The organism is Kribbella sp. NPDC023855 (assembly GCF_040639475.1).
In the GTDB taxonomy this organism is placed as follows: Bacteria; Actinomycetota; Actinomycetes; order Propionibacteriales; family Kribbellaceae; genus Kribbella.
This window is the reverse complement of sequence record NZ_JBFAAA010000001.1, coordinates 541,262-564,280: the sequence shown is the minus strand read 5'-3', so window position 1 is coordinate 564,280 and position 23,019 is coordinate 541,262. Positions and strand designations below refer to the sequence as shown.

The following is a 23,019-nucleotide window of genomic DNA, read 5'->3' as shown; positions in this document are numbered from 1 at the left end:
CCTGTATCCGCTGAACCCATCCTGCCGAGTCCACCCCGCACCCAACAGCTCAGGCTGCCCTAACCTCGGGCCCGCAAACTCTCTCGACATCAAGATACACGACATCGAGTCACTTGCGCGATCACCCGACCCCGTTGTCCTGCGACGTGGACGCGGCCACCGGGCTCACTCGATCGTGAGCCCGGTGGCCGGGTCGGAGCCGTCCGAAGCTAGGCCGGTCGGATGTTCGCGTTCCGGTGGAAGATGTTCTGCGGGTCGTACTTCGCCTTGATCGTGGCCAGCCGGTCGTACTTGTCGCCGTACGACGCCCGCACCCGGTCGTCCACGCCTTCATCGCTGATCGCGTTCACATAGGCCCCGATCCCCCGGCTGAACGGCACCATCGCCGCCCAGAAGGACCGCGCCCAGGCCCGATCCTGCTCGAACAGCTCCGGGGTCGGACAGACCGCGACGATGAAGCCGGCATAGCCCGGCCTCCGGCTGCCGCTGAACGCGGTGGCGTCCTCGGGAACCTTCGAATAGGCGTTGTCGAGGCGATAGAACAACACCACCGACAGCGGCGACAGCTTCAACGGCACCTGCTCGGTGATCACCTCGATCGCCTCGTCGGTGAAGTCGTCCAGATAGAAGCCCTTGTCGTAGGCGTGCCGGCCCCACGCGTTCTGCTCGTCCAGCATCTGCTGCAGCACCACGTAAGGCATCGTGTCGGCGAACTCGAACAACGGCGGCAAGGTCGAGCGGATCTCGTCCATCACCTGGGCGTGCTCCTCCGCCGAGCCGAAGCCGGTGACGATCAGCGCATAGCCCGGCTGGAAGTGGTGCTGCGCCGGGACGAACGGCGCGGGTGGGGCGTTCACCGCTCCGATCACGACGTTGACCTCGTCGGGGAGTTTCGCGACCACTGCGCGGGCCATCCGGAGCATCTCGGTGCCCTGGTCGAGGGGCCAGAACGCCATGCCGAACTGGATCATCGGGCCGACCTCGTGCAGCCGGAACTCGAACTCTGTCACCACACCGAAGTTGCCGCCGCCACCACGGACCGCCCAGAACAGGTCCGGATTCTCGTCCTCGGAGGCTCGCCGGATCTGGCCGTCCGCGGTGACGACCTCGACCGAGACGAGGTTGTCGATGCTGAGGCCGTGCTTGCGAGTCAGCCAGCCCATTCCCCCGCCGAGGGTGAGGCCACCGGCACCGGTATGGCTGACCATGCCCGCGGGTGTTGCGAGACCGTGCTCCTGGGCCGCCGCGTCCAGCTGCCCGAGCAGCGCACCACCGCCTACCCTGGCTCGTTTGGCCACCGGGTCGACCGTGACCTGGTTCAGCAGACTGAGCTCGATCATCAGTCCGTCGTCCACGCCGCTCGAGCCGCCCGGACTGTGTGCGCCACCACGGACGGCGATCTCCAGTCCGTGCTCGGTAGCGAACAGCACCGCGCGGCTGACATCCGCTGCGCTCTGGCACCGGGCGATCACCGCCGGACGCCGGTCGATCGCCGCGTTCCACAGCCGCCGGGAATCGTCGTACCCGGGATCGTCCGGACCGAGCACCGGTCCGCCCATCGTTCGGCGTAGATCGCCGATTCCACTGCCCGCAAGTTGAGTCATCGCCGCGCCCTCCCCTGAAAGTTCCCCTTGTCGGCAGCATCGTCCCGCTGGGGGCTTAAGGCAACCTTCAGATCCCTGGGTGCAGCTGTCCTGAACCGGGGCTCAGGAGACGTGTGGGAGCACTTCGGAGGCGATCAGGTCGAGGTGGTCGAGGTCGGTGAGGTCGAGGATTTGGACGTACTGGCGGTCGGAGCCGGCTTCGGCGTACTGGCCTAGGCGGTCTACCACCTCGGCGGGGGTGCCGATGATGGCGGTGGTTCGGAGGTCGTCGGGGTTGCGGTTGATGGCGGCTGCGCGGGCCTTGACCTGGGCGTCGTCCTTGCCGACCACAACGGTGTGGGCGGTGGAGAGGGCCAGCGTCTGCGGGTCGCGGCCGATCGCGCGGCACGCCTCCTGGACGCGGTCGAACAGGACTTTGGTGTCCTCGGCCGTCTTGAAGCCGGCGTTGAACTCAGCGGCGTACTGCGCGGCGAGGGCGGGCGTGCGCTTCTTGCCGGCGCCGCCGACGATGATCGGCGGGTGCGGGTCCTGCTGCGGCTTCGGCAGGGCCGGGGAGTCCGTGAGCTGGTAGTGCTTGCCGTCGAAGTTGTACTTCTCCCCCGCCGGCGTCGTCCACAACCCGGTGATCAGCTCCAGCTGTTCGGTCAGCCGGTCGAAGCGGCCGGGCGTGTCGGGGAAGTCGATCCCGTACGCCGCGTGCTCCGCGTCGTACCAGCCGGCGCCGAGCCCGAGCTCCACCCGGCCGCCGCTCATCTGGTCGACCTGCGCCACCGAGATCGCGAGCACGCCGGGATTGCGGAACGTCGCCGAGCTGACCAGCGTGCCCAGCTTGATCCGGCTCGTCTCGCGGGCCAGGCCGGCCAGCGTGATCCACGAGTCGGTCGGGCCGGGCAGGCCGTCGCCGCCCATCATCGCGAGAAAGTGGTCCGACCGGAAGAACGCGTCGAAACCGCACTCCTCGGTCTTGCGGGCCACCGCGAGCTGGTCGTCGTACGAGGCACCTTGCTGGGGTTCGATGAAGATCCTGAGCAACATGCGGATAACGCTATCTCGCGGTCGTGTACAGCTTCTCCAGGTACGACGGTTGCCAGTCCGGGCCGCGGTCGTTCAGCCGCCGGACCAGCCCGTGAACGTCGAGCCGCGACTCCACCGGGTTGTCCCACCAGTCGGGCACGCTGTCGTACCAGCGGTCGATCCGCAACGTCCGCCCGGCCGCGTCGATCCGCGCGAACAACCAGCCACCCTGCTCACCCTGCGACTCAGCGACCCAGAGGTCACCGAGCAACTCGGTCAGCAGCTCATCCCCGTACTGCGGGTCGTCCACCGCGGGCGGCTCCAGATCGAACCGGTAACTCGGCGCGGCCGGATCAAGCACCTGCACCTGAATCGTGAACCCGGAAGGCACGATCTTGGTCCGGGCCCGACACCAGTCGCGCAAAGCCCGGAACGCGGCAGTCTCCTTAGGCCGAGGCCGCGGCCGCTCAACCTCAGCCCGCATAGCCTCCTCAAGAGACCCAGGCACCGGCTCAACCCGAGGCCCATCCCCACCCACAACCCCCAACCCCGGAATAGCAACTGCACCCCCAGACTCCGGCACCACCAACTTCTCCGAAACCGCACCCCGACCCCCCACGCCCCCCTCACCCTCAACCTGACCTTCACCCCCAGCTGCACCGCCGGCGGCCCCCGCAGCCGACCACGCCCCCGCGCCACCTCGCGCAGCCGCTCCAACTTCCGCAGACCCATCAGCGTCGGCAGCCGCGCCGTCAGCAGAACCCGCAGCCGACCACGCCCCCGCGCTAGTTGCCGCAGCCGCTCCAGCCCTCGCAAACCCACCCGCATCCACAGCCCCGCCAGCGTCGGCACTGCCCTCACTCGCTTCGACCTCACCACTTGCCAGCTCGTCATCCGGACGCTCGCCGCCCCGAAGCTCAGAATCCGACAACGCGCCGCCCAAGCGCGCACTCTCCAGGGCCTCGCCACCCGAGAGCGCACCAGCCGAGCGCGGGTCACCCGGCCCCTCACGACCCGACAACTCACCGCCCGAGCGAGCGTCGCCCGACGCCTCACGAGCCGGGAATTCGCCGGCCGGGAACCGACCATTGTGCGAGGCACCCGCCTCCATCCCTCCATCCCGGGCTTGTCCGGGCGCGGAGTAGCCAGCTTGCAGTTGCTCGGCTTGCAGTTGCTCGGCTTGCAGGTGCTCGGCCTGCGATGGCTCAACGTGCGGCTGGCTGGCCTGCGGTTGAGCGGTGCGCGATTGCTCGGCTTGGGGTCGGGCTGCGTCCAGCGCGGGTGATGTGGGCTGGGAGCCGCCTTGAAGCGGACCTCCCTGGACCTCGCCACCCTCAAGATCGCGCGTGTCAGTCGCCGGCCGCGCGTCGGCGTACTGATCCGATTCGGAATCCGAAGTTGCTTCAGGGTCCTGGATCGCGTCGATCTGAGCGGTTACTTCAGCGGCGGGAAGGTCGCCGAGTTGGTCGGCCGTCCAGTCGCCGGCGCCGATGATCTGGTCGTGGAACTCGTCCTCGCCCATCCGATAGTCGGGTTCACCGAGCGGCCCGAGGCTGCTGAACCCATTCGGCGGCAACTCCCGACCCTGCGGCGCGAACGGCGAACTCCCGGAGGCGTAGTACTCGTCCTCCGGATCCTCCTCCACAATCGCAGCAATCTCAGCCGTCGGAGCCTCATCCTCACCCTGCCCCCGACCGTCCTCCATCTCACCGGAGACGTCACCGCCCGCCGACTCCCGCGAGCCATTCCGCAACGCATCGTCCCGTACGACGACCTGCTCCGACTCGCCACCAGCCGCCTCGCCAGACGCCTCATCCTCGAGCCCCCCAGACTCGCCGAGCCCAAGCACGCCCTCCTCGGCAGAAGCCTCCTCATCAGTCAGAACGGAAGCCACCTGCGCGGACTCATGCTCATCGGAGGCGTCAACCTCGGCACGCTCGAGGTAGCGCTCCTCGGCAGCAGGCTCCTCCCCCGACAACTCCGGCGCGGAAGCCGCGTCCGCGGACGACACCTCGGCGGAGTCATCGAACTCGGCGAGATCGAGGAACCGCTCCCCCGTCGGAGGCTCCTCCGGCGACTCGTGAGCGGAAGCTACCTCCGCGGAGCCCGCCTCTGTGGAGGCGTCGAACTCGGCGAGGTAGCGCTCCTCGGTCGGAGGCTCGTCGGCGCTAAGCTGCTCGACGGGGCGCGCTTCGGCGGAACGCTCCTGGGCACGGAGATCCTCAGCACGAAGCTGCTCGACGGGAGCCGCCTCGGCGGAACGCTCCTGGGCACGGAGATCCTCGGCGCGAAGCTGCTCGGCGGGCGCCGCTTCCGCGGCACGCTCCTGGGCGCGGAAGTCCTCGGCACGTACGTCTTCGGTCAGAGGCTCGTGGGTGCGGGGATCCTCGGTACGGAGGTCCTCGGCCGGCGGGTTCTGGTGATGGAGGTCTTCGGTACTGAGGTCTTCGGTACTGAGGTCTTCGGTACTGAGGTCCTCGGTGGGAGGCTCCTGGGCGCGGAGATCCTCGGCGCGGAGGTCTTCGGGCAAAGGCTCCTGGACGCGGTCGTCCAGGCGGAGCTCTTCGGTTGGCGGGGCCTGGTTGGTGAGTTCCTCGGTGGGGAGGTGTTCGACGGGTGGTTGCTCGGCCGGGGCGGAGGGCTGGGTGGGGCCTGCGGCGTTTTGGGCTGCTAGGTAGGCGGCTACGTCTTCTACCCACTCGCCGTTGATCCAGGCGCCGCCGATCCATTCCCGTTGGGCTGGGGGTGGTTCTGGCGCCGGTTCCGGTTCTGCGTCCGCGAGCTCGTCGTACTCCGTGATCGGCTCGAGCGGACCCGTGGGGGCGTCGAACAGCTCCGGAGTCGCGTCAGGGTCACCGGGCTCCGGCTCGTACGACGCTGAGGTCGGGGCGAACGGGTTGGAGGGTGTCTCGGGTGAGTCCGAGGGCGACTTGAGCTCGTGGTGCTGCTGCGCGGGCGCGGATGGCTCGGGAGTGGGCGCGAACGGCGACGTGGTCGGTGCTGGCTCGCGGGTGGAGTCGAGTGCGGTGGGCCCTCGGCCGTGTGGCTCGCGGGTGCTCTCGTGCGCGGTGGGCGTCGACGGCTCGGGAGTGGGTGCGAACGGCGAGGAGGGCGCGACCGGCTCGCGGGTCGGGTCGAGGGCGGTGGGCGCCTGGCCGTGTGGGTCGCGGGTGCTGTCGTGCGCGGTGGACGTCGACGGGTCAGGAGTGGGTGCGAACGGGGAGGAGGGTGGGGCTGGTTCGCGGGTGGGGTTGAGTGCGGTGGGGGCTTGGCTGTGTGGGTCGGGGGTGCGCTCGTGCGCGGTGGGGGCCGGTGGCTCGGGGGTGGGTGCGAACGGGGAGGGGATTGCTGGTTCGCGGGTGGGGGCTTGGTCGTGTGGATCGGGGGTGCGCTCGTGCGCGGTGGGCGATGACGGGTCGTGGGGGGTCTCGAGCGGGGGGCGGGGTTGGTCGTGGGGCTCGCTGGGTGTGTTGGTCGGGGTGGCTGGCGCTTCGGTGGGGGATGAAGCGGGCGGGGTGTCCTCGGGGATGGGGGTGATTACGCCGGTGTCGTCGTCCGGGGTGACGGAGGCCGCTGGGGTGGGGGCGGCTGGGATTGCTGTTAGTTCGCTGGTGGCGTCGTTGGGGGACCAGGGTGGTTGGGTGGTGGGGGCGTTGCGGACTACGTCTGGGACGTAGGTTGCTGCTGCTGGTGCGTCTGCGAACAGGCTGGCGTAGAAGTCCTCGCCGTCGTTTACCGGGCCGCCGACGCGTGGGGGCTCGGAGGACGGTAGAGGGCGGTCTAGCGGCGGGGACGACGGGTCGTGCTGAGCTGGGGCGGAGTACGGCGTGCCAGAGGCCGGGGTGTCCTCGGCGTACTGGCCGTCGGCTCCGGTCGGTCCTCCGGCGTACGGCGAGGTGGGGCCCGTCGCATAAGGCGATGCGGGGCCTGTCACATAGGGCGTGGCGGAGGGGCCGTGCGGTGCAGCGGTGGGCTGCGCGGGATATGGCGCGGTGGCGGGAGGCGGGCCGCCGGTGTACGGCGTACCGGCGGGCGGGGGTGCAGCGTTGGGTGCGGGCGCGGGTGTGGGTTCTGGGGATTCGTGTTTGCGGCGGCGGAAGAGGCGGGGTTTTTTGGCGACCACGCCGTAGGTGTCCGCTCGGGGCTCGGCGGTTTCTGGCTGGTACGGCGGGTCGTCTTCCGGCTGGGGTGCGTACGGCGGTTCCGGTGGTTGCGGTAGCGGGTCGGGGGCGAAGGGTGAGTCTGGGCGGAACGGTGGCTCGGGGGTGAACGGAGGCTCGGGGGTGAAGGGCTCGCTTCCGCCGATGATCAGGTTGGCGTCGTCGCCGATCGGCTGGCCGGTGAACGGGCTGATGCCCGGCGGTACGACGACGGACTCCTCGTCCTCGTCGATCGGCTCGAACCCACCGCCGTCGGTCGGCGCATCCTCGTCCGCCGAGACCTCTGGCGAGCCGCTCTCCCCCACATAAGCAGCCACGCCACCAGCAGCCGCCCCGGCCGCGCCAGCCACTGGAGCGCCGACCACAGGGTCGCCGCCTGCCGGAGCGCCGACGACATAGTCCTCGGCCGAGTAGTCGCCGGCCATCGGGGTGCTCGCCGCATGGCCGCTAGCCGCATAGGCGCCAGCCGGATGGGCGCCGGCCGGATAGGCGCCGGCCGGTCCCGCAGCCGGCCCAGCCACGCCACCAGGAGCAGGTGCGGTCGGGTGGGTGGTGGTGCTGTCGAAGGCGGCTGCGGCCGCCAGGGCTGCCTGGAGGTCTGGGTGTTGGGGTGAGTGCGGTCCGATGCCCAGGCTGTCGAAGAGTTCGAGCAGGGACTCCGGGGTGATGCCAGTAGTCGCCGCCGTGCGGATCAACTGGACGCCGACCGGGAGGAGTTCGTCCAGCCCGCCGAGGTAGTCGGCCCACTCCGCCGCCCACTCGATCATTTCGCGGGCGGCCTCCTCGTCGGAGGTGATCCACTCGCCGATCGGGAGGAAGCCGTCGTCCAGTGGCTGCCACGGGTCACCCGGGTACGACGCCCGCGCCCACGTCCCGTTGAAGCTCCCGTAGACAAATCCCAGGTCACCAGAAGCGATCCGTCGCTTGACCTCCGGCTGCCCGATCCAGTCCGGCGCGCCTGCCAGCAGGTCGGCCTCAGCGGTCTGCGTGTGCTGCGTGTGGAATCCGAACAGCACTGCCCGCCCGCCGTCGAGGCGGACCATCCGCAGGTCGCTGCCGGTCTCGTCCTGGTGGTACCAGCCGTGCTCGTCGGCGTACCAGCGCCGGTCGAAGCCGGTGGCGTGGGCGACGGCGGCAAGCGCGCTCCAGCGGGCGCGCAACTCCTCCGGGTCGTCCAGGTCGACGAGCGGCATCGGGTCTCCTGCTCAGTGCCAGTCCAGCGATTCCAAGCCAGCACGCTACCCGAGACCGCCGACGGCTACACGCAGCGCTAAGCGGCTCGCGGTTCGAGTACAGCCACGCACTCTATGTGATGCGTCATCCCGAACAAATCGAATGCCCGCAGCGAGGCCACGTCGTACCCGAGCCCCCCGAACGTCTTCAGGTCCCGTGCCAGCGCTGCCGGGTCGCACGCGACGTAGGCGATCTTGCGCGGCGTGAGCGCGGCGATCCGCCGTACGACGTCCTTGCCCGCTCCGTCGCGCGGCGGGTCGAGGACGACCAGGTCGACCGACTCCAGCCCCTGCCGGGCCGCGTTGTTGAGCACCTTGGCGACGTCACCCGCCTCCAGCGTCACAGCCGGCAGGTCGTGCAGGTTCCGCCGGGCGTTCTTCACCGCGGCCTTGCTGCCCTCCACAGCCAGTACTGCGCACCCCGCCTCCGCCAGGAAGGCCGCGAACAGCCCCACTCCGGAATACAGGTCCATGGCCGTCTCACCCTCGCGCGGCTCGAGCCCGGACAGTACTGCGTCCACCAGCATCTCGGGAGCGGCCGGGTGAGCCTGCCAGAACCCGTCGGCCTCTACCCGGAACCGCCTGTTGCGCACGACCTCCACAACCCGACCACCGGAGTTGTCGTCGGTCAGTACGGCCGTCTTGCCCTCCGACGACACCACTGCCTTCACTGACGAGGCGTCCGGCCACTGCTCGTGCAGTACGTCGGGTGTGTCCGGGTGGGCGATCAGGCACTTGTCGATCGGGACCAGGTCGTGCGAGCGGTGCGCGTACATGCCTGGCCGGCCGTCGACGACGGCGTATCGCATCCGGGTCCGCCAGCCGAGGCCGTCGTCGCCGGGCGACTCCATCACGATGTTGCGCTCGATCCCGCCGATCCGCCGCAGCGTGTCCGACACCACGGTCGCCTTCAGCCGGCGCTGCTCGACGATGTTGGCGTGCTGGAAGTCGCAGCCGCCGCACCGGCCCGGCCCGGCGTACGGGCAGGGCGGTTCGATCCGCTGCGGTGAAGGGGTCAGTACCTGTACTGCGTCCGCCCGCAGGTACTTGGCGTTCTGCTCGGTCACGCGGGCGTGCACCAGTTCCCCTGGTAGCGCGTGCCGCACGAAGACCACCTGGCCCTCGTAGCGCGCGACACAGTGCCCGCCGTGGGCTACTGGCCCCACTTCCAGCTCCAGTAGCGTCCCGACGATCTGCTCTGCCGTCACCGGTCTCCTGAACTCTTGCGCGCGCCGCGCCGTACTTGGCCGGCTACGCGGTCTACACGATCCTGCCGCTCCTCAGCCGCCTGGGACGAGATCAGCTGGTACGGAACGGACGTAACCATCACACCAGGTGTGAACAAGAGCCGGCCCTTGAGCCGTAGTGCGCTCTGGTTGTGCAGGATGTGCTCCCACCAGTGCCCGACGACATACTCGGGGATGTAAACCATGACTACATCCCGTGGCGACTGCCGCCGGATGTCTCGAACGTACTGCACGATGGGGCGAGTGATCTCCCGGTACGGCGACGCCAGCCGCTTGAGCGGTACCGGGATGTCCCGCGCGTCCCACTCGGCCTGCAGCGCCTCCGACTCGGACCGGTCGACGTCGACGGTGACCGCTTCGAGCATGTACGGCCGGGCCGCCTTGGCGAAGGCCAGTGCCCGCAGAGTCGGCTTGTGCAGCTTGGAGACCAGCACGATCGAGTGCACCCGGGCCGGCAGCATCAGCTGGTCGCTGGCGTCCACCGCCATCTCCCGGCCGACCGTGTCGTAGTGCCGGCGGATGCCCTTCATCATCAGGAACAGCACGGCCATCGCGATGATCGCGATGTAGGCGCCGTGGGTGAACTTGGTGATCAGCACGATGATCAGCACGACCCCGGTCAGCGTCAGGCCGACCGCGTTGATGCTGCGGGACCGCATCATCTGCCGCCGCCTGGCGCCGTCGGTCTCGGTCTTCAGGTGCCGGGTCCAGTGCCGGATCATGCCGAACTGGCTGAGCGTGAACGAGACGAAGACGCCGACGATGTAGAGCTGGATCAGCTTGGTCACCTGGGCGTCGAAGGCGATGATCAGGCCGACAGCGGCCAGCGCCAGCAAGATGATGCCGTTGCTGTAGGCGAGCCGGTCACCCCGGGTGTGCAACTGCTTGGGCAGGAAGCCGTCCTTGGCCAGGATCGACGCGAGCACCGGGAAGCCGTTGAACGCCGTGTTGGCCGCCAGCACCAGGATCAGCATGGTCGCCGCGATCACCAGGTAGAAGCCAGGTGCGAAGCTGGAGAAGACCGAATCGGCGATCTGGGCGATCACCGTCTGCTGGTTGTACGAGTCGCCGACCGGCTTGCCGTCCTGGTAGAGCTGCGTGGCCGGATCCTCGGCGTACCGGAGCTGGATCTTCGAGGCCAGGTACAGGATGCTCATCAGCATCGTGATCGCGATCGCGCCGAGCAGCAGCAGCGTGGTGGCGGCGTTCTTGCTCTTCGGCTTGCGGAACGCCGGTACGCCGTTGCTGATCGCCTCGACCCCGGTCAGGGCCGCACAGCCCGACGAGAAGGCGCGGGCCAGCAGGAACGCCGCCGCCACCCCGCTGAAGACCTCGTGGCCCGGCTCGGGATGGATGTCGAAGCCGGCGCTGGCGGCCTGCGGAAGGCTGTTGGCGGCCAGCCTGACCAGCCCCCAGATCGCCATCCCGATGACGGCTGCCATGAAGATGTACGTCGGAATCGCGAACAGCGCACCGGACTCGCGGACCCCTCGCAGATTCAAGGCGGTCAGGATCAGCACCAGCCCGACCGCCAGGGACACCTCGTGCCCGGCCAGGAAGGGCAGCGCGGAGCGCGCGTTCTGGACGCCGGACGAGATTGACACCGCGACGGTCAGGACGTAGTCGACCATCAGCGCGCTGGCCACGGTGAGCCCGGCAGTCGGGCCGATGTTGACCGTGGCCACTTCGTAGTCGCCACCGCCGGACGGGTAGGCGTGCACGTTCTGCCGGTACGACGCGACCACGATCAGCATCACCAGCGCGACCAGCAGGCCGATCTTCCAGGAGAACGAGTACGCCGCCAGACCGGCCAGCGACAGGGTCAGGAAGATCTCGTCCGGGGCGTAGGCGACTGACGACAGAGCGTCGCTGGCGAACACGGGGAGCGCGATCTTCTTCGGAAGCAGCGTCTCGCCCAGCTGCGTACTGCGCAGCTTGCGTCCGATCAGGATGCGTTTGCCGATGTCGCCTAGTGCGGGGGTCACACCGGTGATGTTAGAGGGAGCCCCGGTCCGGTGTAGCGTCTATCCCTGCCGAGACCGATGCCAGCGGCCCCACCGGGGCAAGGAGTGATCACGGAGTGCACGTCGTCATCATGGGATGCGGCCGCGTCGGGTCGACACTGGCCCGCACGCTGGAGAAGCGCGGCCACACGGTCGCCATCATCGACCAGTCCGCCGACGCCTTCCGCCGGCTGAGCCCGAACTTCGCCGGCCGCACCGTCACCGGGATGGGGTTCGACCGCGAGGTACTGACCGAGGCCGGGATCGAGGACGCCGAGGCGTTCGCGGCGGTCTCCAACGGTGACAACTCCAACATCCTGGCCGCGCGTGTCGCCCGGGAGAACTTCGGCGTCGAGAACGTCGTCGCGCGGATCTACGACCCGGGCCGCGCCGAGGTCTACCAGCGGCTCGGCATCCCCACGGTCGGCACGGTGAAGTGGACCGTCGACCAGATGGTCCGGCGGTTGCTGCCGAGCGGTTCGGAGCCCGAGTGGCGCGACCCGTCCGGTACGGTCCGGCTGGCCGAGGTGCACGTGAACTCCGGCTGGGTGGGCCGGCTCGCGCTGGACATCGAGAAGGCCACCGGCGCGAAGGTCGCGTTCCTGACCCGGCTCGGCGAGGGCCTGATGCCCAAGCCCGACACGGTGATCCAGGAAGGCGATCTGGTCCACGTCGTCATGCTCGAGCGCGACGCCGCGGCGATCGAGTCCCAACTCGGTACCAAGCCTGAGGAGCTGTGATGCGGGTAGCCATCGCCGGCGCTGGCAACGTCGGACGATCGATCGCTGCGGAGCTGCTGGAGAACGGCCACGAGGTCCTCCTGATCGACAAGGACCCGCGAGCGATCAAGGCCGAGTCGGTACCCCGGGCCGAGTGGTTGCTCGCCGACGCCTGCGAGCTGTCCTCCCTGGAGGAGGCCGCCCTGCAGCGCTGCCAGGTGGCGATCGCCAGCACCGGTGACGACAAGACCAACCTGGTCGTGTCGCTGCTGGCCAAGACCGAGTTCGGCGTCCCGCGGACCGTTGCCCGGGTCAACCATCCGCGCAACGAGTGGATGTTCAACGAGGCCTGGGGTGTCGACGTGGCGGTGTCCACGCCGCGGATCATGTCGGCACTGGTGGAGGAGGCGGTCTCGGTCGGTGACCTGGTCCGGCTGTTCACCTTCCGCCAGGGCGACGCGAACCTGGTCGAGCTGACCCTGCCCGAGGACTCCCCGATGATCGGCCTGCGAGTCGGCGACATCGACTGGCCGGTCGACACGGCCCTCGTCACCATCATCCGCGAGGGCCGCGTCCTGCGCCCCGACCCGGAAGGCACCCTCGAGCTCAACGACGAGCTCCTCTTCGTCGCCGCCGACGAAACCGAGGAACAGCTCGAGGACATGCTGTCCCCGCACCACCGCAAGTAGTTCGTCCGCGGCCTACCGACTGGTTGGCACCGCACCCGTCTCGACAGGCGGGTACGGCGCCTCCGCCAGGCCGAGGTTGCGCCAGACGAAGCGCGGGATGCGGGCCAGGAAGCCGCGGAGGAAGAGCGAGCTGTGGGCGACCATCGGCTGGCTGTGGACGCCGGGTGAGAACCAGGCCCAGTCGCCGGCGAGCTCGAAGGCTGCCGGTGAGTTGGCCATCAGGTACTCCATCTGCCGCGGGTGGATCACGTCGTAGGCGTACTTCGTGTCCTGGGCGTGCACCGCGAACTGCTCGTTGAAGGCGCCGCTCTCGAAGCTGATGCCGCCGCCGAAGCCGCGCTTCCCGACCCGCAGCGGTGGCATCCGGGTCGGGAGCTGGAATCCAAGGATCGGTTCGCTGTGGTTCTCGGTGATGGTCCTGGTGTGCGTCCGGCCCTCGCTGTCGGTGGTGGTCTCGGTGCGAGTGGTCTTCCAGTGATGGGTGAAGGCGACGAACGGCGGCCCGTCACCGTCGCGACCCCGGATCACCTCGCTGGTGCTGTGATCATGGCCGGACCTCGTCACCGGAGTGCCTTGCAGCAGGCTGTCGTCGACGCCGATCCAGTACCAGTCGGGGTGATGGTAGAAAGTCAATCCTGGGGGTCGTTCCGGCTCTGTCCAGTGGTCCAGCGGTGTCGCGTCGATCGCCGCGGCGATGGTGTCGAGTTGATCCAGCCAGGGGGCGAGCAGGTCGGGATCCTTGCGTGGCGGATCCAGGACCACGAGTTGATCGCCGTCGATGCTGAGGTTCACACCGGGCTGTCCAGCTGCCATCGCCGTCAGCCGCTCGCACAGTTGCGGCGTCACGGCCTCCGCGGCGAACGCCGGGTTCATCGCGCCGAGCTGCCAGCCCGGGCCGAGCTGAGCCGGCGAGGGCACGCCGGCCACGGCAACGCCGTACCGGGGTTGGGTTTGGCCGCCGGTGATCCACAGCTCGGGGAGGCGGCGGGACAGGGTGACCATCCCGACCCAGCCGGACCAGTGCTCCGAGCGGTACTCGATGACCTGGAACGGCCTGCCGGAGGTGGTGAAACCGGTGATCTGGTCGTCCGGCTTGCGGTGGAAGCCGATGCCGAAGGGCGGGTTGTGCAGTCTGGCCACCGCGTCGAAGGTCGGGCTGTTCACGAACGCCCAGCCACGGTCGTGCAGCGACTTGATGTACCGCTGCCGGCGCAGCAGCAGGACCACCGTGATGGCGACACCCGCACCTACCAGCAGCATGATGATCAGACCGGTGACGCCCACAACCACTTCCTTGCCTCGCACCCGGACCCCCGACGGGCCCGATTGTTCCCCATCCCGAGGGCTAACCGAGCGAGTCAGCCGCGGAGGTGAGCTCCGCCAGCACCGCTTGGATCGCCGGACTGGCATCGGCACTACGCCGCCAGGCCGCGTGTACCTCGCGCCTGGGCTGCCGCCGCAGCGGTCGGGAGGCGAGCTCCTCCCCCAGCGGTGGACGGGCCAGACGAGGGATCAGAGCGATCACATCACCGGACGCGACCAGGGACAGCTGCGTGGCGAAGTCGTCGACCAGATGCCGTACGTCGGGCTCCTCAGCCCCATCGGCGAACAGCCGCCGGAACCACTGGTGACAAACCGTGCCCGGCGGGCTGGTCACCCAGGCGTGGCGGGTCAGCTCGGCAGCGGTCAGCGGGGTGTCGAGCTGAGCGAGCGGATGCGCCCGGCTCATGACGACGTCACCGTGGTCGGTGTGCAGGTGGCGCTGAGTCAGTGAGCCCGGCAGCGAGACCGGGAGTCCGTCAGCGTCGTGGAGCAGAGCGAGGTCCGCAATACCGGCGTCGACACTGCGCAGGGCCTCGTCGGGATCCTGTTCGGTGATCTGAAGGCGCAGGTCCGGACAGCGCGTCGACAGCGGCAGTAGGGTCGGCGCGAGGAGCCCGCGGATGGCGGTGGAGAACGCGACGACTCGCAGTACGCCGCGGGGCGCGCCCTCCGCGACGGACGCGGCGGCCTCGGCGCAACGCTCCAAGGCCTGGAAGACATCGGGCGCGGAGTCGACGATCGCCTGCCCGGCCGGTGTCAGCACGACCCCACGCCCCGACGGAGCAAGCACCGGTACGCCGACCTGGCGCTCGAGCCGCTTGAGTTGCTGGGACACCGCCGATGCGGTGAACCCCAGCTCCTCAGCAGCCCGCGCGAGCGTCCCGAGAGCCGCCACTGACCGCAATGCCCGTAGTGCTCCAACCTCGATCATGAAGCACAGCTAAGCACTATCGCCAAAAAACCATCGCTGGACCGCAGCTCTCACGTCACGGCAGGCTCATCCCCATGACGTCCGCAGCGCACCTCTTCGGCACCAACCTCGTCGCCATGGTCACTCCGATGGAACCCGACGGCTCGATCAGCCAGTCCGGGGTCGGCAACCTGGTCGACCACCTCCTGAGCACCGGCTGCGACGGCATCGTCGTCGCGGGCACGACCGGCGAGTCCCCCACCCTGACCGAGGCCGAGACGAACAACCTCATCCGCACGGTCGCGGCCCGGGCCGGCGACCGGGCCCGGGTCATCGCCGGCATCGGCACCAACGACACCGCCTCCAGCGTCCGCCGCGCCCGCGAGGCCGAGGCCGCCGGAGCCGACGCGCTCTTGCTCGTCTGCCCGTACTACAACAAGCCGACCCAAGCCGGCGTGACCGCCCACTGCCTCGCGATCGCCGACGCCACCGAACTCCCCGTCATGCTGTACGACGTCCCGCCGCGGGCCGGCATCGCGATCGAGCAGTCCACCCTGATCGAGTTGGCCGCCCACCCCAGGATCCGCGCGGTCAAGGACGCCAAGGGCGACCTCTTCGAGGCGATGACCGTGATGGCCGGTACGTCGCTCGCGTACTACTGCGGGATCGACGAACTCAACCTTCCGTACCTCGCCTCCGGCGCGGTCGGCGTGGTCAGCGTGGTGGGCAACGTCGCCGCCGGCCAGAACGCCGACCTGATCCGGGCCGTCAACGCCGGTGATCTCGACGCGGCGCGGGCGATTCAGCGTTCACTGCTCGGCCTGACTGACACCATCATGGGCACCGCCCAAGGCGCGACCATGGCCAAGACTGCCCTGGCCGAGCTCGGCATCATCCCGCACCCGACCGTTCGGCTCCCTCTCGTCGAGCCCGCGCCGGTCTACCGCGAACAACTGGCGAAAGCTCTGCAAACCATCGCCCTGCCCGCCTAGCCGGGCCTCGCTTCGCGAGGTGTAGCTGGGCGGGTCTAGCTGGGCGCCGAGGTTTCCGGCAACACGGCCGGATCGGGCGTCCGGGCCGGCGCTTGGCGCCCGAACCAGGCGTCCAGTACGGCGTCGTCGCCCAGCTCGCCGAACGGCGCCGGGCCGCGCTCCACGATGCGCAGGAACGCGAGCAGCCGTCGCGCTGTCTCCCCCATCTGATCACCCCTCCCAGATAGTTGTATCGGGCAACGAGCCCACAACGTTTCACTGGGAGGGGAAATCGCTACTTCTTCACGCCCCGGAGAATGCCGGTGACGTGGTCGCGGGTGTCGTCCCACTTGTCCGGCGGGAGTGAGCCGCGCAGGACGGAGTACGCGAGCCAGAGCGCCAGGGCGTAGAGCGGGAGGCCGAGGCCGATCTTCGCGATCCCCAGAGCGTTCAGCCGCTCGGTCAGGTACAGCGGGATCTGGACCACCAGCCGGCCCGCGAACAGACCGGCGAAGACCATGGTCGCCCGGTTGAAACCCCGGAACATGTCGGGATCGCGACGCCAGGCGCCGCCGGTCTGCGTGATCAGGCCGTAAATCGCCCCGAACAGCGGCCAGCGGACGGCGATCGACAGCCCGTAGATCACCAGATAGACACCGCTGAGGATCATGCCGGGGAGGTAGACGTTCTCGGCCTTGCCGCTGCGGTGCGCGACCCAGGCAGAGAAAGCGACTCCGATGAAGCCGCCGATCACGTTGCGCAGCGGTTGCTTGCGGGCCAGCCGGAGCAGGGCCACCGCGCCACCGCAGGCGACGGCGACGATCAAAGCGAGCTTGAGGTCGTGGTCGGAGGCCGCGTAGACGACCATGAACGCGATCCACGGCAGGCCGATGTCGAGCAGTGCTCCCCAGCCGCCGAGGGCGTGGAAGAAGTCCTTGTCGCTGCTCGGAGCCGGCTTGGCCGGCCTCTCCCCCGTCGAATCGTCAGCTTCCGCCGGGGCCTGCCCAGAAGCCGAGGCCGGGGCCGAGGCAGTTGCCGGATCGTCGGTGGCGGGCGGCACGGTCGAGGCCGCTTCCATCTCCGGTTTCAGAATCTCGACGAGTTTTTCGTTCAGGTCCTCGTCGAGCTGGTCGCGATGGGTGCCGCGCGGGTCAGCCATGCGCGGCCATCGGACGGAGCTCGTACCGCGGGTTGAACATCACCCGGTCCCCGTCCACGACACCGATCCGCCCGGACGCGATCAGCTCCGAGCCAGGATGGATGCCGGCGATCTTGCGCCGGCCCAGCCAGACCAGCTTCACCGTGCCGGTGCCGTCGTACAGCTCACCCTCCAGCGCCGGTACGCCGCCGCGCGGGCTGAAGGTGATCGTGCGCAGCGTGCCGTACAGCGTCACCAGCTCCCGGTCCTGGCAGCCGGTGATGGACCGCGCGCCACAGTCGTGCGCGTAGTCCTGCAGTACTTCGGCGTCCTGCTGGTCCCGGTCGCCGGCCAGGCCCCTGAAGGCGCGCTTCCACAGCCCCCCGGGTTTCTCGCTACCCATGGGACCAGTGTAATCCGCTCGGGCGGGAGCTCGGCCGGTATCCGGACATTCGCGTCAGGCCTCTTCCTCGGTGGCCGCCTGGGCGCCGGCCGGCAGCCGCAGCGCCAGCGACTCGCGCGGAGCCATCGGCTCGGTGCCACGGACCACGACGACGTTGCGCAGCGAGTGCTCCATCGGCGGCGCGGCCTCCGGCTCGACCGCGGCGCGGCCCAGCACCGTGGCCCGCAGCAGCCAGCGCGGACCGTCGATGCCGATCACCCGGGAGGTCTGGCTGAAGATCTGGCCCTCGGGGTCCTCGACCGGTACGACGAGCACGAGCTCGGTACCGAACGGCCCCTCGGTCTCGGAGGCGGTGCCACCCATCCGGGTCGCCTCGGCGGCGATCTCACGCCGGACCTCGGCCCAGATGCCACTCGTCTTGGGGGCGGCGAACGCGCGCAGCTCGAGCGCGGAGTCCTCCAGCACCAGCAGGACCGCCTGCACCTCGCCACTGGCCTCGTCGACCTGCAGCCGCAGCTCCATCCCGGGCATCCCGGTGATCACCAGCGCGCCGAGATCGATCCGGTCCTCGGCCTCCAGCGTCGCCGCGTCGACCTCGGTGGAGTCGAACGGGCCGGCGCTGCGACCGACCGGCGTACCGGCCTCGGCCCCTTCGTCAGAAGCACCGCCGTCTGCGGTGTCGGCGGCGTCCTCCTCGTCGCCGAAGAAACCGCCGGTCGTCTCGGCCTCGTCGTTCTTGCCCTTGCGACGGAAGATCACTGCTCTTGCCCCTCTACGTCTTTGTCAATGACACAGCCTTGTGAGATCACAGGCTCGTTCGTCGTACAGCTGGCCCGACACCTGTCGCGGCCCGCCGTAGTCTCGCGCATGCCGCAGGTCAACGGCGTGCACCTGATCAGCGTGTCACACCACCGAAGCCACCGGTCGAGCCGTGCCCGCCCTCGCCCCGAGCCGACCCCGGCAACGTCCGTACCTCGACGAACCGGACCTTCTCGACCTGCTGGACGACCAACTGCGCGATCCGGTCGCCCCGCTTGACGGTCACCTCGGTGGCGGGATCCAGGTTGATCAGGCACACCTTGATCTCGCCACGGTAGCCCGCATCCACAGTGCCCGGTGCGTTGACGATCGACACCCCGTGTTTCGCGGCCAGTCCGGACCGCGGGTGCACGAACGCGGCGTACCCGTCCTGCAACGCAATGGCGATACCGGTACCGACCAGGGCCCGCTCCCCCGGCTTCAGGGTCACGTCACTGGCCGCCACCAGGTCGGCTCCCGCGTCCCCGGGATGCGCGTACGCCGGTACGGGCAGGTCTTCGTCGAGCCGCTGGATCAGTACCTCAGTCATGGGAGGTGACCCTATCGACGCGGTCCGACGGTCCACGTGCCAGGCTGGTGCCGTGGAGCACTATCGGGAACGGCTGAGCGTGCCGGTGCGCTGGTGGATCATCGCGGCTGCCGCGGTGATCACGCTGTACGTCATCATCGCCGTCCCCGCCGGCGTCGGCGCGGGCCTAGCGGTCGCCGGGATCGCCGCGGTCCTCCTGACCACCCTGTTCATCCGGTACGGCGGTGCTGTGGTTGCTGTCGACTCCGAGAAGCTCCGGGCCGGCCGGGCCGTCATCGAGCGGGAGTACCTCGGCAAGGCGGAGGCCCTCACGGGTGAAGCCGTCCGCACCGCGTTTGGGCGAGACTGCGACCCCGCCGCCTACCTGGTACTGCGCAGCTACGTGCGGGGCGCAGTACGGGTCGAGATCACCGATCCGCAGGACCCAGCGCCGTACTGGTTGATCGCCACCAGGAATCCCGACCGGCTTGCAGCCGCCCTCACGGCCGACAGCGTGGCAAGATCCTGAGTGACGGGGATCGCAGTCAGCAGTAGCTAGGAGGTAGTCGTGGTCGGAGCCAAGATCGGCTGGAAGCTCGTTCTGATGGCGTTCACGATCGTGGTGTCGCTGGTCGCCAACAAGGCGGTGACGACGGCCTGGAAGATCGGGTCGGGCGGCAAACCACCCAAGGGCAACCAGGCCGGCTACATCGAGATCGTCACCTGGGCCGTGGCCAGTGGCGCCTCGGCCGCCGCCGCCAAGCGGTTCGCCGAGGAGCGCGCGGCGAAGTACTGGGTCAAGTCGACCGGGACGCTCCCGCCCGGCTACGACAAGCAGGACTAGATACCGAACTCCTGTCGCAGGGCTTCTGCGACAGGGCCGGTCGGCCGCTCCCTCAGCTTCCCGTCGATGTAGACGTCCAGCACGTCGTCGAAGAAGGCCAGTAGCCCAGCGATCTCCCGGACCTCCTTGAGAGGCTCCGGGTAGCTCCAGATCAGGTCCTTGCTGCCCTCGACCGCGTAGTACCGCGCATGCCCCTTGTAGGCGCAGGTAGTACGCCGCTCGCTCGGCAGCAGCTCGGCGACCACGTCCTCACGCGGCAGGTAGAAGCGCATCGGCAGGCCGGTCTCGAACACCAGGGTCGGCCGGCTGCTCTCCGCCAGCACTACTCCGTCGAGCTCCAGCCGTACCGTCCGCGAGCTCGGCCGGACCGCCACCCGGTGGTGCGGCTCCCGGGGATGCCCAACCAGCCGCTCGTCCTCCTCGTACCACTCGTCGATGGCACTGAAGTCCAGTACTACGTACTCGGCCAGCTCCGGATCGTCCGGCCGGAACCCGGCACCTGCCAGCCCGGCGACGTCCACTACCTGGCCAGGACACGAGTGCGCCAGGAACGGGATGCCGGGATGCAAGATGCCGTCCGGCGCCGGTACAGGCTCCACGGAGGACTCAGTGAGCTCGACGCGCAGCTCAGCCACCGGTACGGCGTACGAGGCCACTACTCGCCGGGGCTCCCAGACCAGGACCGCCCGAGTGGTGTCCACCAGCTCGCGGCTGCCGGAGCTCGCCCGGATCCGCATCTCGGTCGGTTCGTAGCGCAGCAGTCCGAGCCCGGCCGCCCACAGCTCACTCATCCGCTTGCTCATACCTCAGGCTAAGCACCCGCCGCGGCATCGGTAAGAGGACATGACAACGGGACCGTCCCCTCGATCAGGGGACGGTCCCGTAAGCCGGTACGGACTCAGCCGAGCAGGGCGAAGGCGCTGTGGTTCAGGCAGCGCAGTCGCGGCAGATCAGCTGTCCGTTCTTGCTGTTCGCGAGCTGGCTGCGGTGGTGAACCAGGAAGCAGCTCGAACAGGTGAACTCGTCGGCCTGGCGCGGGAGGACCCGTACCGCCAGCTCTTCGTGGCTCAGGTCGGCGCCGGGCAGCTCAAAGCTCTCGGCGGCCTCGGCCTCGTCCTCGTCGACCTTGCCGGAGTTCTTGTCGTGACGGCGAGTCTTCAGTTCCTCGATCGACTCTTCGCTGGAGTCCTCGTCCGTCTTGCGCGGGGCGTCGTAATCAGTCGCCATGGTGTTCCCTGCCCTCTTCGTACCCGTGGTGTTGCCTGCTGAGCCCTTGAACGGGTAAAGCGGCCGAGAAATTCCGTCCTGGAAGCTCTCGTCGCCCGAAACCCTTGACAGACAGGCTGGCAGCGGCATCAATACCGCCCCCGAGGCAGGGATTGTGCCCTATCGACAGGCCTTCACGCGCGCCGGGGTCCACCTTTCTGCCCGCGTGTCGCGGATTGAGACAGGACCGAACAGTCGAATGCTCATTAGTGTGCGCAATGAGCAGTAACGAGCAGTTTTACGATCTGAGCGGGTTGGCGGCAGCGAGCGCATCGTGCAACGCGCTGAACACGGCCGGGGTGGCCGCGATCGACATCTCCGGCGAAACCGGCGCTCCGTGCAGGCCGCCGACGGTCGCGCCGGCCTCGGCCGCGATCAGCGCGCCCGCGCCGTAGTCCCACGGGTTCAGGCCGCGCTCGTAGACCGCGTCGAGCCGGCCGCAGGCGACGTAACACAGGTCGATCGCGCCCACCCCGATCCGGCGGATGTCGCGGACCTTCGCGATCAGCGACTGCACGACCTCGGCCTGCACCTCCCGCCGCGGCGCGTCGTACCCGAAGCCGGTGCCGACCAGCGCCTTGCTCAGGTCCGGGCAGTCCGAGACCTGGATCGGCTTGCCGTCCAGATAAGCCCCGCCACCCAGCGTCGCGGTGAACATCTCCCCCTTGGGCGCGTCCACGACCACACCGGCCACCGTCCGGCCGTCGTACTCGACCGCGATCGAGACGGCGTACGTCGGGATGTCGTACAGGTAGTTGACCGTGCCGTCGATCGGGTCGACCACCCAGCGCACGCCGCTGGAGCCGATGACGTCATCGCCCTCCTCGCCCAGGAACGAGTCGTCCGGCCGGGCGGCCAGCACCCGGGCCCGGATCAGTTCCTCCGACTCCCGGTCGACGGCGGTGACGATGTCCGTCGCGGTGCTCTTGGTGTCGGCCACCGTGATCGTGCCCCGGCGGCGCTCGACGATCAGCTGGGCCGCCTCGGCGGCGACCTCGACCGCCAGCTTCAGCAGGTCCTGGGGGTTCTCGGAGTTCATGCAGATTCCTTCGCGGCCGGTGCGGCTGGGTTGGGGGCAGCTGGCTTGTGGGGCGCTCCAGGGCGGCGGAGGGCGGGGCAGCAGTCGGGGCGGCAGTCGTCCCAGCCCGGGCCGAGCTTGCCGACACAGGGCCGCTGCGGCTGCTCACCGCGCTCTGCGGCGGCTCGCTCGACGATCAGGTCACGCAGCATCGTCACGAACTGCTCCCCGGTGCCGGGAGTCGCAGCACGCGCCATCGGGAGGCCGAGCTTCTTCGCAGTCGCCAGTGCCTCGGTGTCGAGGTCGTAGATGACCTCCATGTGGTCACTGACGAACCCGATCGGTACTACGGCGACACCGGGCACACCGGCAGCTGCCAGCTCCTCCAGGTGGTCGTTGACGTCCGGCTCCAGCCACGGCACCTGCGGCGGGCCGGACCGCGAGCAGTAGACCAGGGCGGTCCTGCGCTCGACCCCGGTACGCCGCTCGATCTCCGCGCTGATCTCGGCGGCCACGTCCTCGTGCCAGCCGACGTACGCGTTGCCGTCGGGTCCACTAGTCGCGTTCATAGCGGTCGGGATGGAGTGGGTCACGTAGGCGATCGCGGAGCCCTCAGGCAGCTTGCTGAGCGCCTCGGCGGTCGACTCGACGAACGAGCCGACGAAGCCGGGGTGGTTCGCGTAGTGGCGCAGCTTGTCGATCACCGGCGCCCCCTCGACCGCCGCGGTCGCGTCGGCCAGGTTCTCCCGGTACTGCCGGCAGCCGGAGTGCGACGGGTAGGCGCTCGTGACGATCACCACAGCCCGTCGTACGCCGTCGGTCGTCATCTGGCGCAGCGTGTCGACCAGGTACGGCGCCCAGTTGCGGTTGCCCCAGTAGATCGGCAGGTCGAGGCCCACCTCGTCGAACGAGCTCCGGAGGGCCTGCAGCAGCTCCCGGTTCTGGTCGTTGATCGGGCTGCGGCCACCGAACGAGTAGTAGTGCTCACCGACCTCCTTGAGCCGCTCGTCGGGGATGCCCCGGCCGCGGGTGACGTTCTGCAGGAAGGGCAGCACGTCATCGGGCTTCTCGGGGCCACCGAAGGAGAGCAGCAGGACGGCGTCGTAGGGAGTCGGATCAGGGGATGGATCAGGCGTCGGCTCGACGGACAT

21 protein-coding genes are annotated in these 23,019 nt (G+C 69.1%); 5 read left to right on the top strand and 16 right to left on the bottom strand.

All coding sequences use genetic code 11. The annotated features are described in order from the left end of the window. Nucleotides 1-209: 209 nt before the first annotated feature. The 5 genes from AB0F51_RS02555 to AB0F51_RS02535 all read right to left on the bottom strand — a co-directional run bounded on the left by AB0F51_RS02555 (nt 210) and on the right by AB0F51_RS02535 (nt 11,242). Entirely contained in the window at nt 210-1,604 is a 1,395-nt protein-coding gene (locus AB0F51_RS02555; RefSeq protein WP_360272900.1) for an FAD-binding oxidoreductase, read from the bottom strand. Nucleotides 1,605-1,706: 102 nt separating this feature from the next. Then, nucleotides 1,707-2,639: an LLM class F420-dependent oxidoreductase gene (locus AB0F51_RS02550; RefSeq protein WP_360272897.1), complete on the bottom strand. Its 933-nt coding sequence runs from the start codon at nt 2,637-2,639 to the stop codon at nt 1,707-1,709. A gap of 10 nt (nt 2,640-2,649) precedes the next feature. Continuing rightward, the gene (locus AB0F51_RS02545) at nt 2,650-7,971 is read right to left on the bottom strand and encodes a hypothetical protein (protein ID WP_360272894.1); all 5,322 of its coding nucleotides are present in this window, start codon (nt 7,969-7,971) and stop codon (nt 2,650-2,652) included. A gap of 77 nt (nt 7,972-8,048) precedes the next feature. Continuing rightward, nucleotides 8,049-9,218, bottom strand: a complete 1,170-nt coding sequence (locus AB0F51_RS02540) for a TRAM domain-containing protein (RefSeq protein WP_360272891.1) — start codon at nt 9,216-9,218, stop codon at nt 8,049-8,051. Continuing rightward, nucleotides 9,215-11,242: an APC family permease gene (locus AB0F51_RS02535; protein WP_360272888.1), complete on the bottom strand. Its 2,028-nt coding sequence runs from the start codon at nt 11,240-11,242 to the stop codon at nt 9,215-9,217. Before AB0F51_RS02535 ends, AB0F51_RS02540 begins: the two co-directional genes overlap by 4 nt. Nucleotides 11,243-11,337: 95 nt before the next feature. On the opposite strand from AB0F51_RS02535, the gene AB0F51_RS02530 reads away from it, so the two are divergent. Both AB0F51_RS02530 and AB0F51_RS02525 read left to right on the top strand, forming a co-directional pair. Beyond that, nucleotides 11,338-12,000, top strand: coding sequence for a TrkA family potassium uptake protein (locus tag AB0F51_RS02530; RefSeq protein ID WP_360272885.1), 663 nt, complete (start codon nt 11,338-11,340; stop codon nt 11,998-12,000). Next, nucleotides 12,000-12,668 (top strand): TrkA family potassium uptake protein, encoded by a 669-nt coding sequence (locus tag AB0F51_RS02525; RefSeq protein WP_360272882.1) that lies wholly within the window; start codon nt 12,000-12,002, stop codon nt 12,666-12,668. Before AB0F51_RS02530 ends, AB0F51_RS02525 begins: the two co-directional genes overlap by 1 nt. 12 nt (nt 12,669-12,680) lie before the next feature. Here AB0F51_RS02525 and AB0F51_RS02520 read toward each other — a convergent pair whose 3' ends face one another. Both AB0F51_RS02520 and AB0F51_RS02515 read right to left on the bottom strand, forming a co-directional pair. Continuing rightward, complete coding sequence (locus AB0F51_RS02520) at nt 12,681-13,952, bottom strand: hypothetical protein (RefSeq protein ID WP_360272879.1); 1,272 nt, start codon at nt 13,950-13,952, stop codon at nt 12,681-12,683. Nucleotides 13,953-14,013: 61 nt separating this feature from the next. Then, the gene (locus AB0F51_RS02515) at nt 14,014-14,922 is read right to left on the bottom strand and encodes a LysR family transcriptional regulator (protein WP_360272876.1); all 909 of its coding nucleotides are present in this window, start codon (nt 14,920-14,922) and stop codon (nt 14,014-14,016) included. A 74-nt stretch (nt 14,923-14,996) separates the two neighbouring features. Between AB0F51_RS02515 and dapA the strand changes: the two genes are divergently transcribed. After that, nucleotides 14,997-15,893: a 4-hydroxy-tetrahydrodipicolinate synthase gene (gene dapA / locus AB0F51_RS02510; RefSeq protein WP_360272873.1), complete on the top strand. Its 897-nt coding sequence runs from the start codon at nt 14,997-14,999 to the stop codon at nt 15,891-15,893. A gap of 35 nt (nt 15,894-15,928) precedes the next feature. Here dapA and AB0F51_RS02505 read toward each other — a convergent pair whose 3' ends face one another. From AB0F51_RS02505 to dut, 5 genes are all read right to left on the bottom strand, one after another. Continuing rightward, nucleotides 15,929-16,099: a hypothetical protein gene (locus AB0F51_RS02505; RefSeq protein WP_360272870.1), complete on the bottom strand. Its 171-nt coding sequence runs from the start codon at nt 16,097-16,099 to the stop codon at nt 15,929-15,931. A 68-nt stretch (nt 16,100-16,167) separates the two neighbouring features. Then, nucleotides 16,168-17,031, bottom strand: a complete 864-nt coding sequence (locus AB0F51_RS02500) for a DUF3159 domain-containing protein (RefSeq protein ID WP_360272867.1) — start codon at nt 17,029-17,031, stop codon at nt 16,168-16,170. Further along, a complete protein-coding gene (locus AB0F51_RS02495) occupies nt 17,024-17,413 on the bottom strand; it encodes an OB-fold nucleic acid binding domain-containing protein (RefSeq protein WP_360272864.1) in 390 nt (129 codons plus the stop codon). Before AB0F51_RS02495 ends, AB0F51_RS02500 begins: the two co-directional genes overlap by 8 nt. A gap of 54 nt (nt 17,414-17,467) precedes the next feature. Next, complete coding sequence (locus AB0F51_RS02490; RefSeq protein ID WP_360272861.1) at nt 17,468-18,172, bottom strand: DUF3710 domain-containing protein; 705 nt, start codon at nt 18,170-18,172, stop codon at nt 17,468-17,470. Nucleotides 18,173-18,308: 136 nt separating this feature from the next. Continuing rightward, complete coding sequence (dut, locus tag AB0F51_RS02485; RefSeq protein WP_360272858.1) at nt 18,309-18,761, bottom strand: dUTP diphosphatase; 453 nt, start codon at nt 18,759-18,761, stop codon at nt 18,309-18,311. Nucleotides 18,762-18,813: 52 nt separating this feature from the next. Here dut and AB0F51_RS02480 point away from each other — a divergent pair, with 52 nt between their 5' ends. Both AB0F51_RS02480 and AB0F51_RS02475 read left to right on the top strand, forming a co-directional pair. After that, a complete protein-coding gene (locus AB0F51_RS02480) occupies nt 18,814-19,269 on the top strand; it encodes a DUF3093 domain-containing protein (RefSeq protein ID WP_360272855.1) in 456 nt (151 codons plus the stop codon). Nucleotides 19,270-19,308: 39 nt separating this feature from the next. Beyond that, nucleotides 19,309-19,584, top strand: coding sequence for a DUF4235 domain-containing protein (locus AB0F51_RS02475; protein ID WP_360272852.1), 276 nt, complete (start codon nt 19,309-19,311; stop codon nt 19,582-19,584). Here AB0F51_RS02475 and AB0F51_RS02470 read toward each other — a convergent pair. From AB0F51_RS02470 to AB0F51_RS02455, 4 genes are all read right to left on the bottom strand, one after another. Beyond that, the gene (locus AB0F51_RS02470; RefSeq protein ID WP_360272849.1) at nt 19,581-20,375 is read right to left on the bottom strand and encodes a DUF427 domain-containing protein; all 795 of its coding nucleotides are present in this window, start codon (nt 20,373-20,375) and stop codon (nt 19,581-19,583) included. The two genes, AB0F51_RS02475 and AB0F51_RS02470, sit on opposite strands and share 4 nt — an antisense overlap. 136 nt (nt 20,376-20,511) lie before the next feature. Further along, on the bottom strand, nt 20,512-20,811 hold the full coding sequence (locus AB0F51_RS02465; RefSeq protein ID WP_012921380.1) for a DUF4193 domain-containing protein: 300 nt from the start codon (nt 20,809-20,811) through the stop codon (nt 20,512-20,514). A gap of 277 nt (nt 20,812-21,088) precedes the next feature. Beyond that, entirely contained in the window at nt 21,089-21,889 is an 801-nt protein-coding gene (locus AB0F51_RS02460) for an inositol monophosphatase family protein (protein ID WP_360272846.1), read from the bottom strand. Then, a complete protein-coding gene (locus tag AB0F51_RS02455; RefSeq protein ID WP_360272844.1) occupies nt 21,886-23,019 on the bottom strand; it encodes a ferrochelatase in 1,134 nt (377 codons plus the stop codon). The genes AB0F51_RS02460 and AB0F51_RS02455 overlap by 4 nt, the downstream gene beginning before the upstream one ends.